A 12,779-nucleotide genomic window follows, 5' to 3' on the forward strand; every position below is an offset into this window, starting at 1 on the left:
TGGGGCCACGTCCGGGCGGCCCGGGCCGCCGGCGGTCACTTGCTGATCCACGCCTCACCGAAGAGCGTCATGTACTCGTCGGTGGGCACGATGCCGTGCACCTTCTTGCTCCAGGCGGTGAAGGCAGCGCTCGCACCCAGGTTCACCAGAGGGACGTCCTCGTTGAAGAGGGACTGGACCTCGTCGAGGACCTTCTGGGTCCCGGCGTCACTGTCCGCGGCCTGCAGCCGGACCAGCAGGGCGTCCATCTTCGGGTTGGCGTACCCGCCGGGGTTGCCGTAGCTGGTGGAGTTCAGGACGCTCTGGAGGCGGTGGTACGGGTCGCTCTCGGAGATGCTCGCCGCCCCGCGGCTGATGTCGAAGTCGTGCTCCACGTACGTCTTCGACGTCCGGTCGGCGATCGAGGAGACCAGGTCGAGTTTCACGGTGAAACCGACCCGCTCCAGCATGGCCTTGGTGACGACGCCCTTGGCCCGGGAGACGGGATCGGTGCCGTCCATGTAGCTGATCGTGCCGTCGTAGCCGTCCTTCTTGGCCTCGGCGAGCAGCTTCTTCGCCTGGTCGAGGTCGACGCCGAGCGGCTTCACCTCGGAGTGCAGGCGCGATTCCGGCGGGAAGATCTCCTTGCCGGGCAGGCCCTTGCCGTCGTACGCGCGCGCGGTGTCGAGCTCGGGGTCGAGGGCCAGGGCCATCGCCTTGCGGACGCGCAGGTCGGCGCCGGGCCGGCCCTTGCGGGTGTTGATGACGACCATGTTGCCGAGGCCGGTGAGGGTCAGCTCCCCGGTGTGGCCCGCCTTGACGGCGTCGTCGACGACGTCGGGGCTGCGCATGTACGTCAGGTTGGCGGTGCCGTCGTCCAGCGCCTCCAGCTTGGAGCGGTCGGACTGCGGCCAGGTGAAGCGGAGCGCGTCGAGGTGGGGCCTGCCCTTGAAGTAGCTCTTGTTGGCCTTGAGGATCATCTCCTCCTGGGGGGCGTACCTGTCCAGGACGAAGGGGCCGGCCCCGACGGGCTTGAACGTCTTCCCGGCGTACGCGGCGGGGGCCACGATCATTCCGGGCGCCTGGGCGAGCATCGCGGGGAACGTCGCCCAGGGGCTGCGGAGGGTGAAGACGACGGTGGAGTCGTCGGTGGCCTCGGTCTTCGCCACGTTCGGGGCGAGCAGCGCGGTGTCGGCGCCCTTGTTCTTCTGGTACCAGGCGAGGGAGGCGGTCACCGCGTCGGCGTCGAGCGGGGTGCCGTCGGAGAACTTCACCCCGTCGCGGAGCTTCAGCGTCCAGGTCTTCAGGTCGTCGCTGCTGTGCAGTGACTCGGCGAGCTGGGGTTCGTACTTCTTGGCAGCTGTGTCGTACCGCATCAGCACGTCGTACACGGCGGCGAGCGCGGAGCCGCCGGAGGCTCCGGTGGCGTAGGTGACGGCAGGGCTGAGGCTGCGCGCCTCCGCGTAGTCGGCGATGCGCAGGGTGCCGCCCTCGACGGGCGTGCCGCCGTCGGGCTGTTCTCCGATGAGGCCGAAGGTGTAGCGGCCGCGTTCGGTCTTCTGCGTCTTCGCGCCGTCGGTGTTCCCGGCGTCGGACGAGGACACGCACGCGGAGGTGAGCATCGCCGCGACGGCCAGGGTGGCGGCGAGGCGGACTCGCGGCCGTGGTGCTCGCTTCATTTCTTCCTCCAGAAGCCCGGGCCGGTCGGACCGGTGCCGGAAGGCGGGAAAGACAGATGCCGGAAGGCAGGTGGCATCCGGGCAGGAGGCCCGGGGCCGGAGCAGGTGGGGGGACGCTACGGCCGTCGAAATCCGGCCGAGGTGACGTATCCCACTCACCGGGAACCCCGTGCGGCCCTGTCCGACCGCGTGATGCCGTCGTTGTCGCCCGGTCGCCGCTGTGAAACGGTGTCCCAGTGACCGGAATCAGCCATGGAACGAAGGTCCGGCGCTGCTGACACTGACCTCGACCGCGATCCCAGTGGAGTTCGAGACGCACCAGGAGTCACCTGATGTCCAGCGATACGGATCACCGCTCGGCCGCTCCCACCGGAGCGGCCGAGATCATCGGCCGGCTCACCGGCCCGGGCGGCCGTTTCGAGCTGTCCGACGCCGAAGTGCTGGGGACCCGGCTGCCGGTGTTCACGCACCGGCAGCGGGCTCTGCACGAGGTGCTGCACGCATCGGTCGCCCATGCCGACCGTGAGTACATCGTCACGGCGGACCGGCGGATCACCTTCGCCGAGCACGCCGCGCAGGTCGCCTCGCTGGCGCAGGTGCTGCGGGAGGAGTACGGCATCGCCAAGGGCGACCGGGTGGCCATCGCCGCCGCCAACTCCCCCGAGTGGATCCAGACGTTCTGGGCCACCGTGTCGATCGGTGCGGTGGCCGTCGGGTTCAACGCCTGGTGGTCGGCGCGGGAAATGGCTCACGGCATCGAGAACGCGGAGCCGGCACTGGTGGTGGCCGACGCCAGGCAGTCGGCCAAGCTGGCCGACTGCGCGGTGCCGGTGCTGTCCCTGGAGGACGACATCAGCCGCTTCGTCGCGGCGCACCCCGAGGCACCGCTGCCGTCCGCCGATGTCGCCGAGGACGACGCGGCCGTCATCCTCTACACGTCGGGGACCTCGGGCCGCCCCAAGGGGGCCGTGCACACGCATCGCAACCTGCTGGCCGTCGTCGAGTACCACCGGCTGAACGACGCGCTGTTCCAGGAGTTCGGCGACCCGCTGTCGCCGCAGGACCGCGTCTACCTGCTGACGCTGCCGCTGTTCCACATCGCGAGCCTGCACAACCTGGCCGTGCCGAGGCTGGCCACCGGCAGCAAAATCGCCCTGCACCAGGGCTCGTTCAAGGTGGACGCCGTCCTCGGCATGGTCGAGCGCGAACGGGTCACCAACTGGGGCGCGGTGCCGACCATGGCGCACCGGATGCTCGAACACGGCGGGGCCGACCGGTACGACACGTCCTCGCTCACGTCGTTCTCGCTGGCCTCGGCGCCGTCGTCGATCGCGTTCAAGGAGCGGCTGCGGCAGAACCTGCCGTTCGCGAAGGACTCGCTGGTGGACAGCTACGGGCTGACGGAGACCTGCACCGGCGTCGCCGCGGCGAGCGCGCAGGAACTGGCGGCCGCTCCCGGGACTCTCGGCCGGCCGGTCACCGGCGTGCAGCTGGAGATTCGCGACCCCGCCGGCGAGGCGCTGGGCGAGGGCGAGGAGGGCGAGGTCTGGGTCCGCAGCCAGTTCAACATGCTGGGCTACTGGCGCGATCCGGAGGCGACCGCCGGCGCCATCGGCCCGGACCGCTGGCTGTGCACCGGGGACCTGGGTGAGCTGCGCGAGGGCCGGCTGTTTCTCAGCACCCGCCGTTCGGACCTGATCATCCGCGGCGGCGAGAACGTCTACCCGGCCGAGATCGAGACCGTTCTCGTCGAGCACCCGGACGTCCGCGAGTGCCTGGTGATGGGCGTGCCCCATCCCGACCTGGGCCAGGAGGTCGCCGCGGTCGTGGTTCTCGCGGCGGGCTCGACCGTCACCGAGGACACGCTGCGGGAGTACGCGGCCGAGGCGCTGGCCTACTTCAAGGTGCCGAAGCAGTGGCGGCTGACGCGCGAAGGGCTGCCGCGCAACGCCACCGGCAAGGTGATCCGCAACCAGGTGCGCCTCTGACGCCCGCGCCAGGAAGCGACAGTGCCCCGGCCGCGTGACGCGGCCGGGGCACCTCGCGTGCGGCTCAGAAATCGGCAGGTCCGCGCAGCGTCGCCTCGGCGCCTCCGTCGACGTACACCACCTGCCCGGTGATGTGGCTGTTCTCCTCGGAGGCCAGGAAGAGTACGGCCCGTGCGACGTCCTCGGGCTGCAGATAGCCGTTGAGCGGCATGGGGACCGCCGCGTCCATGACCTTCTTCATCTCCGGGTCGTCGAAGAGTCCCGCGCTCATCGGGGTGAGGACGACGCCGGGCGCGACAACGTTGACGGGGATTCCGGCGTCGGCCCAGCCCTCGGCGACCGCGGTGCGCCGCGCCCACTGGGCGAGCGCCGCCTTGGACGAGGGATAGAGCTGCCGGGCACGCCCGTCGGCCACGGCCCGCCCGGCGTGCTCCAGGGCCGTGGCCTCGTCGCCGGCCAGACAGGCGGCGACGACTTCCGGGTCGTGGGTCTGGGTGCCGGAGATCGAGCCGATGGCCACGACCCGGGGCCGCTCGGCCGCGACGAGTGCCGGGCGCAGCGCCGTCAGGAACTCGGTGGTGCCGAAGTAGTTGACGGTGACCATGGCGGTTCCCGGTACGGAGGTTCCGGCGCAGGTGACGACCGCGTCCACCACCCCGCCGGCCGCCTCGGCGGCCGCCGCCGCGGCTGCGGCACGGCCGTCCGGTGTGGACAGGTCCGCCTCGACCTCACCGCCGTGGAGGTCCACGCCGATCACGCGGTCCCCCTGGGCCCGGAACAAGGTGGTGAGTGCGGCACCGATCCCGGAACCTGATCCGGTGACGACGACGTTGCGCGGCATGAGTACTCCTCGGGTGGGCCGGTGCTGCTGGCCCCGGCACCGTAGGAGCTTCGGCACCGGACCGGCCCCCGTCGTCCCGCTGACCGGACGACGGGGCCGGGCGTCAGGCGCGCCGCCCGGCGAGGACCGGGGCGAGGAGGAGCCGGCAGGCCAGCCGGATGCCGTCCTGCGCCGCCTCGGCCGAGGAACGCTCGTACAGGACCGTGGTGAGCAGGCCGTACCAGGCCTGCTCCAGGATGCGGACGACGCGCCGGTCCTGTTCGCAGGGGTCGGACACCCCTGCCGTGCGCAGGACCAGGTCCGCGATGATCTCGTCCGTGTGGCGGCCGGGGACGCCGTCGGTGACGTGCGAGACGTTGTTGGACTGGATCATCGCCAGGGCCAGCAGCGGCTGTTCGAAGAGCTGCCGGCTCGCGCCCGTGAGCAGTTCACTCACCGCTTCCACCGGACCGGTGCCGGGCGGAGGAGACGCGGTGCCGGCGTCGAGGCGGTGCACCTGGTCGTGCAGCACGGCGGCGAACAGGTGGGTCTTGGACGGGAAGTAGCGGTACAGCGTGGCGATCGCGACGCCGGACCGCCGGGCCACTTCGTGCATCTGCACGCCTTCGAGACCGTGTACGGCTCCGAGGTGCGCCGCGGCCCGCAGGATGCCGGCGTAGCGCCGGCGCTGCTTGGGCGAGCGGGGCTGTGCGGGGGTTCTCTCACAGTTCGTTCGGGGCACGGTGCTGACGTCCTTCCGCCGGCCGCCGATGTTCTCGTGTGCCGCGCGGGCCCGGTGCGCTTCGTTCCGTTGAGTGGGACCTGGCCGGAGCCCACGGTCCGCGGAGGCTTCCCGCCCACCGGGACCGAACCTGCACGCGCTGGGGCGGCGGACTTGGATGAACTCTCGCGTTCCGCCCTGTCACACGTTCTGCCCCAGAGAGGTGCCCCTATGCGGCTCGGCATCAACAGTCCCGTCGTCACGGCCGTCCCCGGTGTCCATTCCCCTTGGGAGCGCACCGCCGGCATCGAGGAGCTGGGGGCGGTCGCCGAGGCCGCGGACCGGCTCGGCTTCGACCATCTGACCTGTTCGGAACATGTGGCGGTGCCCGTGGACATCGCGGGCCAGCGCGGCGGCACGTACTGGGATCCGCTGTCCACCTTCGGATACCTCGCGGCCCGGACCACCCGGATCCGGTTCGCCACCCAGGTCCTGGTGCTCGGTTACCACCATCCGCTGGAGATAGCGAAGCGCTACGGAACCCTGGACCGCATCTCGGGCGGGCGGGTCGTCCTGGGTCTCGGTGTGGGCAGCCTGGAGGAGGAGTTCCGGCTGCTCGGCGCCGCCTTCGAGGGCCGGGGCGCGATCGCCGACGACGCCCTCGCGGCCCTGCGGGCGTCCCTGTCCCGGCGCGAACCCGCCTACCACGGCGAGCACTTCGACTACGGGGGGCTCGTGGTGGAGCCGCACGCCGTGCAGGACCGGGTACCGCTGTGGATCGGTGGCCGCACCCCGCGTTCGCTGCGCCGGGCGGTGGCGTACGGGGACGGCTGGGTGCCGTTCGGGCTGCCGCTCGACCGGCTGCGCGAGATGCTCGGGGCGGCCGCGCTGCCCGACGGCTTCGAGGTGGTGCTGAGCGCGGGCCGCCCGCTCGATCCTTCAGGGGATCCGGACGGCACGTCCGCGGCGTTGCGGAAGGTGTCCGAGGCCGGAGCCACCCTGGTCAGCGCATCACTGACGGCCGGGTCGGCCAGCCATTACGTCGAACAGCTGGAGGCCCTCGCCGCGCTCGCGGGCCTCAGGACGGCCGCGGAGGCACGGGCATGAGTGGCGAGGACCGGATCGCCGCGCTCGAGGTGCGGCTCAGGGCGCTGGAGGACGAGCGCGACATCGCGCGCACGATGGCCTCGTACGGGCCGCTGGTGGACGGAGGCGACGCGGACGGCGTCGCCGCGCTCTGGGCGCCGGACGGGGTGTACGACATCGACGAGATCTTCCTCGCGGGCCGGGAGCGGATCCGTGAGATGGTCCGCTCCCCCGCACACCAGGGCTGGATCCGGCAGGGCTGCGCCCACGTCGTGGGACCGCCGCACATCACGGTGGACGGCGACGGGGCCGTGGCGGTGTGCCACTCACTGATGGTGGTGCACGAGTCGGGCCGGTACGTGGTGCGCCGGGCGACGGCGAACCACTGGCTGCTGCGCCGCACGGCCTCCGGATGGCAGGTCGTCACCCGGACCAATCGCATCCTGGACGGCCGCACGGAGTCCCCCGCACTGCTGGTGGCCGGGGTTCGGGGCGAGCCGCCCACCACCTGAACGACCCTGCCTGCACGGGGTGGTGACGTTTGATCACCACCCCGCGCCGCGGCGTGTCAGGAGGCGCCGTACACCGGCTGCGGGGTCTCGGCCGCGGCCAGCAGACCGGTGACGGCCTCCCCGGCCTCGGCCGGGGTCCAGCGGGCGCCCTTGTCGGCGGTGGGGCCAGGCCGCCAGCCCTCCATCACGGTGATGCGTCCGGCCTCGGTCTCGAAGACCCGGCCGCTCACTCCGGCGGACGCGGCGGAGCCCAGCCAGACGACGAGCGGCGAGACGTTCTCCGGGGCCATCGCGTCGAAGGCCCCCTCTCCCGGGGCGGCCATCGTCTCGGCGAACGTCGCCTCGGTCATCCGGGTCCGGGCGGCCGGGGCGATCGCGTTGACCTGGACCCCGTAACGGCCCATCTCGGCGGCGGCCACCAGGGTCAGCCCGACGATGCCCGCCTTGGCGGCCGCGTAGTTGCCCTGGCCGACACTGCCCAGCAGCCCGGCACCGGAACTCGTGTGGATGACCCGGGCCTCCGGTTTCCGGCCGGCCTTCGCCTCGGCACGCCAGTGCGCCGCCGCGTGCTTGAGCGGCAGGAAGTGCCCCTTGAGGTGGACGCGCATCACCGCGTCCCAGTCGTCCTCGTCCAGGTTGACCAGCATCCGGTCGCGGAGGAATCCGGCATTGCTGACGAGCGTGTCGAGCCTGCCGAAGGAGTCGAGCGCGGCGGCGACGAGAGAGGCCGCGCCCTCGGAGGTGGCGATGTCGCCGTTGTGGGCGACCGCCTCGCCCCCGGCCGCGCGGATCTCCTTCACGACCTGCTGGGCAGGCCCGGTACCCGAGCCGGAGCCGTCGAGGCCCACACCCAGGTCGTTGACGACGACTTTCGCACCCTCGGCGGCCAGGGCCAGGGCATGGGCGCGGCCGAGTCCACGGCCGGCGCCGGTGACGACGGCGACGCGTCCGGCGCACAGGGCGGTCGGTGAGGTCATGACGAGTGTCCTTTCGATGGGCGACGAGCAAGCTGCGACGGGCGATCGGCGGGGAACAGGGTGCCGGTACCACTGAGTGGCATGACACCCTCCCGCGGCGTTCGTATCGCTGCTACCTTTTGGGCCTAACAAACGTTTGGTGGAAAGGTAGCTGATCTGCTCATGGGTGTCTCCACCTCCGTCCCACGTGAGGGCGTCGCCGTCGTCACCGTGGACTTCCCTCCGGTCAACGCCCTGCCCGTGCAGGGCTGGTACGACCTGGCCACGGCGGTACGCGCCGCCGGGGCCGACCCGGCCATCCGCTGCGTGGTGCTCACCGCCGAAGGGCGCGGCTTCAACGCGGGCGTGGACATCAAGGAGATGCAGCGCGCGACCGGACCCGAGGCACTGATCGGCGCCAACCGGGGCTGCTTCGAGGCGTTCGCGGCGGTCTACGAGTGCGAGGTCCCGGTCGTCGCCGCCGTGCACGGCTTCTGCCTGGGCGGCGGCATCGGTCTGGTGGGCAACGCGGACGTGATCGTGGCGGCCGACGACGCGACCTTCGGCCTGCCGGAGCTGGACCGCGGCGCGCTCGGCGCGGCCACACACCTGGCACGGCTGGTGCCCCAGCACCTGATGCGGACCCTGTACTACACCTCGCGCACCGTGACGGCGGAGGAACTGCACCGGCACGGCTCGGTGTTCAGGGTCGTGCCGCGTGAGCAGCTGGCCGGGGCCGCCCTGGAACTGGCCGGGGAGATCGCCGCGAAGGACGGCTATCTGATCCGGCTGGCCAAGGCCGCCATCAACGGCATCGACCCCGTCGACGTACGCCGCAGCTACCGCTTCGAGCAGGGCTTCACCTTCGAGGCCAACCTCAGTGGCGTCGCCGACCGTGTGCGCGACACCTTCGGCACGGACAAGGAGCAGCAGACGTGACACAGGACAAGACGATGACGGCCGACGATGTCGTCGGCCGGCTGGAGAGCGGCATGACGATCGGCATCGGTGGCTGGGGTTCGCGCCGCAAGCCGATGGCTCTGGTGCGGGCGCTGCTGCGCTCCGACCTCACCGACCTGACCGTGGTGTCGTACGGCGGCCCCGACGTCGGTCTGCTCGCGGCGGCCGGAAAGATCCGCAAGCTGGTCGCGGCCTTCGGGACGCTCGACTCGATACCGCTGGAGCCGCACTTCACGGCGGCCCGGCAGCGCGGCGCCTTCGAGATGGTCGAGATGGACGAGGCGATGATGATGTGGGGCCTGACGGCGGGCGCGCAGCGGCTGCCGTTCATGCCGGTGCGCGCCGGCATGGGCTCGGACCTGATGGAGGTCAACCCCGCTCTGCGTACGGTCACTTCACCGTACGAGGACGGGGAGAAGCTGGTCGCGGCCCCGGCGCTGCGGCTGGACGCGGCTCTGGTCCACCTCAACCGTTCCGACGCGCAGGGCAACGGCCAGTACCTGGGCCCCGACCCGTACTTCGACGACCTGTTCTGCGAAGCAGCCGACCAGGGTTTCGTCTCCTGCGAGCGGATCGTGGAGACGGCGGACCTGCTGAAGGAGCACGGCCCGCAGACGCTGCTGATCAAGCGCATGTTCGTGGACGGGGTCGTCGAGACGCCCAACGGCGCGCACTTCACCTCCTGCGTGCCCGACCACGACCGGGACGAGGCCTTCCAGCGCGCCTACGTCAAGGCCGCCCGCGACCCCGAGGCCTGGCCCGCCTTCGTCGAACGGTTCCTGTCCGGGGACGAGGCCGCCTACCAGGCCGCCGTCACCGCGTTCCACCAGGAGGAAGCATGAGCGGCACCGAGACCACCGGCATCCAGGCGGCGAGCCGCGCCGAGTACTGCGTGGTGGCCTGCGCCGAGGCCTGGCGGGACGCGGGCGAGATCCTCGCCAGCCCCATGGGCACCATCCCCGCCATCGGCGCACGCCTGGCGAGGCTGACCTTCTCCCCCGACCTGCTGCTGACCGACGGGGAGGCGCTGATGATGGCCGACACCCCGGCCGTGGGAGTGAAGCCGGGGAGCATCGAGGGCTGGCTGCCGTTCCGCCAGCACCTGACGCTCACCGCCACGGGCCGCCGGCACGTGATGATGGGCGCCAGCCAGATCGACCGGCACGGCAACCAGAACATCTCCTGCATCGGTGACTGGGCCAGGCCCACGCGCCAGCTGCTCGGGGTGCGCGGCGCACCGGTCAACACCCTGAACAACCCGACGAGTTACTGGGTTCCGAAGCACTCGCCCCGGGTGTTCGTGGAACACGTCGACATGGTCAGCGGCGTCGGCTACGACCGCGCGGCGGCGGCCGGCCCTTCCGCGACCCGCTATCACCGCATCCCCGAAGTCGTCAGCAATCTCGGCGTCTTCGACTTCGAGACCCCCGACCGCACGATGCGGCTGCGCTCCCTGCACCCCGGCGTGAGCCTCGAACAGGTCACCGCGGCCACCGGGTTCGCCCTGACCGTCCCCGACGAGGTGCCGTTCACCCGGGAGCCCACGGAGGCCGAACTCCACCTGATCCGTGAGGTCATCGACCCCAAGGGGCTCCGCGACCGCGAGGTCCCGGCGTGACCGGGCCCGTGCCGTTCCCGACCGCGCTCACCGAGCTGACCGGTGTGCGGTATCCGATCGTGCAGACCGGCATGGGCTGGGTGGCCGGCCCCCGGCTGGTGTCGGCCTCCGCGAACGCGGGCGCGCTCGGCATCCTGGCCTCCGCGACGATGACGGTCGAGCAGCTCCGCGCCGCGATCCGCGAGGTCAAGTCCCGTACGGACGCGCCGTTCGGCGTCAACCTCCGGGCGGACGCGGGCGATGCGGGCGAGCGGGTCCGGATCATCATCGAGGAGGGGGTCAAGGTCGCCTCCTTCGCGCTCGCCCCCTCCAAGGACCTGATCGCCCGGCTCAAGGACGCAGGTGTGGTCGTCATCCCCTCCATCGGCGCCCGACGGCACGCGGAGAAGGTCGCCGCGTGGGGAGCCGACGCGGTGATGGTGCAGGGCGGTGAGGGCGGCGGCCACACGGGCGACGTGGCCACCACCGTGCTGCTCCCCCAGGTGGTGGACGCCGTCGGCATCCCGGTGATCGCGGCGGGCGGCTTCCACGACGGCCGCGGCCTGGTCGCGGCGCTCGCCTACGGGGCGGCCGGGATCGGCATGGGCACGCGCTTCCTGCTCACCTCGGACAGCACCGTCCCCGACGCGGTGAAGGCGAAGTACCTGGCCGCCACCGTCAAGGACGTCACGGTGACGGACCGGGTGGACGGTCTGCCGCACCGCATGCTGCGTACCGCCATGGTCGACTCACTGGAGCGTTCCGGCCGCGCCACCTCGTTGCTGCGGGCGCTGCGGCACGCCTCTGCCTTCCGGAAGGAGTCCGGTGCGAGCTGGCCCGAACTGGTCCGCGACGGGCTGGCGATGAAGCACGGCAAGGAACTGACCTGGAGCCAGGTGCTGCTGGCCGCCAACACACCGATGCTGCTGAAGGCCTCGCTGGTCGAGGGACGTACGGACATCGGGGTCATGGCCTCGGGGCAGGTGGCGGGCCTGATCGAGGATCTGCCGTCCTGTTCGGAGCTCGTCGAGCGGATCATGGACGAGGCGCGCGCGGCACTGAAATCCTTGCCGGGAGCGGGCTGACGCTCCTGGTGCAGGCAGGCGGAGGGGGCGGCCCGGATCCACGGGCCGCCCCCTTACGGCCTTGGGACCGGTGAGCTCGCATGTCGGGGTGCCCCAGGGCGCGCTGCGGCCCTGGGGGTTCTGCGCGCGACGCCCGGCGTGAAGCCGGCCGTCACCACACCCTGCGACGCCGTCACCCGCTGAAGGGGCCCAGCGTTACGGTTGCTCTTCCGTCTTGACGGTGAACGGCCCTGCGGCGAGGGCTGCACACGTGTAGACCTCCGTTGTCTCGCCCGCCGCCAGACCCGCCTCGCACAACTTGCCGCCGTTCTCGCGCAGGTCGAGGTGGAAGCGTGTGCTCTTGCCGTCCTGCTTGAGGACGTGAATGCGTTCGTCGGGGTAGCCGAGGCTGTTCAGGGTCCTGCGGACCTTGGCGGGGGTGGGCTCCGCGACCTTCAGCAGCGCCTGCGCGATGTGCTCCTGATGGCGAGCGCTCATGCACCAATCGTGGGCGTCCAACTCCGTCGCGGGGCCCGTGGCGGCGCCGGGCTCGATCGGGTCGGTCGGAGGAGTCTCCCCAGGGGCAAGGCTTCGCGCCGGCTCCGCGTCGTTCGGCTTCGTGTCACCGAGTGCCACCGGGGCACCGCCTGCCGCAGGACAACCCTGTGCGAGCACGCCGAGCATCGCCGCGAACTCCGCTTGCTCGGGTGACGGCTGCGTGGGACTCGCCTTGGTGACGACGCTGCTGGCCAACTCGGCCTGTGAGCCCCTGTGACCTGGCTCAGTTGCGCAGCCGGTAAGCGCCAGAGCGCCGAGCACGACAGCCGTGAGGCCGCGCCGGGGTTGGGTGAATGCGCTGATGGAAGCGCGGAGATGTGTCATGCGCAGAGTTTCCGGCAGGCACCACGCGCCCGCCTGAGTACACGTACTCACCCACATGAGTGATCACCTTCAGCGACGGGATGACCTGACGCAAGAGAACGGGGCCGGGGCTCGGAGTACGCGGCACACGGGGCGTGGGATCGTTCGACGTCCTCGGCATCGCGCTCGCCGTCGGGTGAGTAACTCGCGTCGGTCGGCTCACGGATCTGCCAGTTCTTCCGGGAATTCGCCCGCGGTGTACGGCAGGTCCGTCCACTCCGATTCGACTACGCCGATGGAATTGGCACATTGGAGCGAAGAACGCATACGGCCCACCCTTACATCCCCGGGCCGAAACAGTTCGTCTTCGTTGTCGGTGACGGCAACGACCATCAAGTCTCCGTGGCCGACCCTCGGGAGCCTACGTAGCATTCTCCGCATTCCTCCGGGATCGAGATTCCGACACCTACACCATCGAAGACGAACCGGCGGGCCAAAGCCTGGCCCTCACGCCCGGTCAAGGTGTGATCGCCCGGATCGAAACGACGGACCAGTC

General features: G+C 71.2%; 13 protein-coding genes. 7 read left to right on the top strand and 6 right to left on the bottom strand.

Features of this window, described 5'->3' with window-relative positions; genetic code table 11:
* Nucleotides 1-35: 35 nt before the first annotated feature.
* A complete protein-coding gene (locus tag ACIBJG_RS11535) occupies nucleotides 36-1,658 on the bottom strand; it encodes an ABC transporter substrate-binding protein (protein WP_399307107.1) in 1,623 nt (540 codons plus the stop codon).
* 332 nt (nucleotides 1,659-1,990) lie between these two features.
* Here ACIBJG_RS11535 and ACIBJG_RS11540 point away from each other — a divergent pair, with 332 nt between their 5' ends.
* A complete protein-coding gene (locus ACIBJG_RS11540; protein WP_399307109.1) occupies nucleotides 1,991-3,646 on the top strand; it encodes a class I adenylate-forming enzyme family protein in 1,656 nt (551 codons plus the stop codon).
* A gap of 64 nt (nucleotides 3,647-3,710) precedes the next feature.
* Here ACIBJG_RS11540 and ACIBJG_RS11545 read toward each other — a convergent pair whose 3' ends face one another.
* Nucleotides 3,711-4,487 (bottom strand): SDR family oxidoreductase, encoded by a 777-nt coding sequence (locus ACIBJG_RS11545; RefSeq protein WP_399307111.1) that lies wholly within the window; start codon nucleotides 4,485-4,487, stop codon nucleotides 3,711-3,713.
* A gap of 103 nt (nucleotides 4,488-4,590) precedes the next feature.
* A complete protein-coding gene (locus tag ACIBJG_RS11550) occupies nucleotides 4,591-5,208 on the bottom strand; it encodes a TetR family transcriptional regulator (protein ID WP_399307113.1) in 618 nt (205 codons plus the stop codon).
* 210 nt (nucleotides 5,209-5,418) lie between these two features.
* On the opposite strand from ACIBJG_RS11550, the gene ACIBJG_RS11555 reads away from it, so the two are divergent.
* The gene (locus ACIBJG_RS11555; protein WP_399307115.1) at nucleotides 5,419-6,294 is read left to right on the top strand and encodes an LLM class F420-dependent oxidoreductase; all 876 of its coding nucleotides are present in this window, start codon (nucleotides 5,419-5,421) and stop codon (nucleotides 6,292-6,294) included.
* Nucleotides 6,291-6,785, top strand: coding sequence for a nuclear transport factor 2 family protein (locus tag ACIBJG_RS11560; RefSeq protein WP_399307117.1), 495 nt, complete (start codon nucleotides 6,291-6,293; stop codon nucleotides 6,783-6,785). Before ACIBJG_RS11555 ends, ACIBJG_RS11560 begins: the two co-directional genes overlap by 4 nt.
* A gap of 56 nt (nucleotides 6,786-6,841) precedes the next feature.
* On the opposite strand, the gene ACIBJG_RS11565 is transcribed toward ACIBJG_RS11560, so the two are convergent.
* Complete coding sequence (locus ACIBJG_RS11565; protein ID WP_399307119.1) at nucleotides 6,842-7,762, bottom strand: SDR family oxidoreductase; 921 nt, start codon at nucleotides 7,760-7,762, stop codon at nucleotides 6,842-6,844.
* A 162-nt stretch (nucleotides 7,763-7,924) separates the two neighbouring features.
* On the opposite strand from ACIBJG_RS11565, the gene ACIBJG_RS11570 reads away from it, so the two are divergent.
* The 4 genes from ACIBJG_RS11570 (at nucleotide 7,925) to ACIBJG_RS11585 (ending at nucleotide 11,383) form a co-directional block, all read left to right on the top strand.
* Nucleotides 7,925-8,680 (top strand): enoyl-CoA hydratase family protein, encoded by a 756-nt coding sequence (locus ACIBJG_RS11570; RefSeq protein WP_399307121.1) that lies wholly within the window; start codon nucleotides 7,925-7,927, stop codon nucleotides 8,678-8,680.
* 14 nt (nucleotides 8,681-8,694) lie between these two features.
* Nucleotides 8,695-9,543 carry a CoA transferase subunit A gene (locus tag ACIBJG_RS11575; protein ID WP_399307223.1) on the top strand — a complete coding sequence of 283 codons (849 nt, stop codon included), beginning with the start codon at nucleotides 8,695-8,697 and terminating at the stop codon, nucleotides 9,541-9,543.
* Entirely contained in the window at nucleotides 9,540-10,319 is a 780-nt protein-coding gene (locus ACIBJG_RS11580; RefSeq protein ID WP_399307123.1) for a CoA-transferase subunit beta, read from the top strand. The genes ACIBJG_RS11575 and ACIBJG_RS11580 overlap by 4 nt, the downstream gene beginning before the upstream one ends.
* A gap of 71 nt (nucleotides 10,320-10,390) precedes the next feature.
* Nucleotides 10,391-11,383 (top strand): NAD(P)H-dependent flavin oxidoreductase, encoded by a 993-nt coding sequence (locus ACIBJG_RS11585; RefSeq protein WP_399307225.1) that lies wholly within the window; start codon nucleotides 10,391-10,393, stop codon nucleotides 11,381-11,383.
* A gap of 195 nt (nucleotides 11,384-11,578) precedes the next feature.
* Here the strand turns inward: ACIBJG_RS11585 and ACIBJG_RS11590 are convergent, their stop codons facing one another.
* On the bottom strand, nucleotides 11,579-11,860 hold the full coding sequence (locus tag ACIBJG_RS11590) for a hypothetical protein (RefSeq protein WP_399307125.1): 282 nt from the start codon (nucleotides 11,858-11,860) through the stop codon (nucleotides 11,579-11,581).
* Nucleotides 11,861-12,442: 582 nt separating this feature from the next.
* Entirely contained in the window at nucleotides 12,443-12,616 is a 174-nt protein-coding gene (locus ACIBJG_RS11595; protein WP_399307127.1) for a hypothetical protein, read from the bottom strand.
* Between the last annotated feature and the right edge of the window lie 163 nt (nucleotides 12,617-12,779).

Origin of the sequence: Streptomyces sp. NPDC050422 (assembly GCF_044458665.1) — a bacterium.
Taxonomy (GTDB): Bacteria; Actinomycetota; Actinomycetes; order Streptomycetales; family Streptomycetaceae; genus Streptomyces.

What these genes read in the sequence shown, in the direction of transcription:
- ACIBJG_RS11535 (WP_399307107.1), bottom strand. Translation starts at nt 1,658, where the DNA reads ATGAAGCGAGCACCACGGCCGCGAGTCCGCCTCGCCGCCACCCTGGCC.
- ACIBJG_RS11540 (WP_399307109.1), top strand. Translation starts at nt 1,991, where the DNA reads ATGTCCAGCGATACGGATCACCGCTCGGCCGCTCCCACCGGAGCGGCC.
- ACIBJG_RS11545 (WP_399307111.1), bottom strand. Translation starts at nt 4,487, where the DNA reads ATGCCGCGCAACGTCGTCGTCACCGGATCAGGTTCCGGGATCGGTGCC.
- ACIBJG_RS11555 (WP_399307115.1), top strand. Translation starts at nt 5,419, where the DNA reads ATGCGGCTCGGCATCAACAGTCCCGTCGTCACGGCCGTCCCCGGTGTC.
- ACIBJG_RS11560 (WP_399307117.1), top strand. Translation starts at nt 6,291, where the DNA reads ATGAGTGGCGAGGACCGGATCGCCGCGCTCGAGGTGCGGCTCAGGGCG.
- ACIBJG_RS11565 (WP_399307119.1), bottom strand. Translation starts at nt 7,762, where the DNA reads ATGACCTCACCGACCGCCCTGTGCGCCGGACGCGTCGCCGTCGTCACC.
- ACIBJG_RS11570 (WP_399307121.1), top strand. Translation starts at nt 7,925, where the DNA reads ATGGGTGTCTCCACCTCCGTCCCACGTGAGGGCGTCGCCGTCGTCACC.
- ACIBJG_RS11575 (WP_399307223.1), top strand. Translation starts at nt 8,695, where the DNA reads ATGACGGCCGACGATGTCGTCGGCCGGCTGGAGAGCGGCATGACGATC.
- ACIBJG_RS11580 (WP_399307123.1), top strand. Translation starts at nt 9,540, where the DNA reads ATGAGCGGCACCGAGACCACCGGCATCCAGGCGGCGAGCCGCGCCGAG.
- ACIBJG_RS11585 (WP_399307225.1), top strand. Translation starts at nt 10,391, where the DNA reads ATGGGCTGGGTGGCCGGCCCCCGGCTGGTGTCGGCCTCCGCGAACGCG.
- ACIBJG_RS11590 (WP_399307125.1), bottom strand. Translation starts at nt 11,860, where the DNA reads ATGAGCGCTCGCCATCAGGAGCACATCGCGCAGGCGCTGCTGAAGGTC.
- ACIBJG_RS11595 (WP_399307127.1), bottom strand. Translation starts at nt 12,616, where the DNA reads ATGGTCGTTGCCGTCACCGACAACGAAGACGAACTGTTTCGGCCCGGG.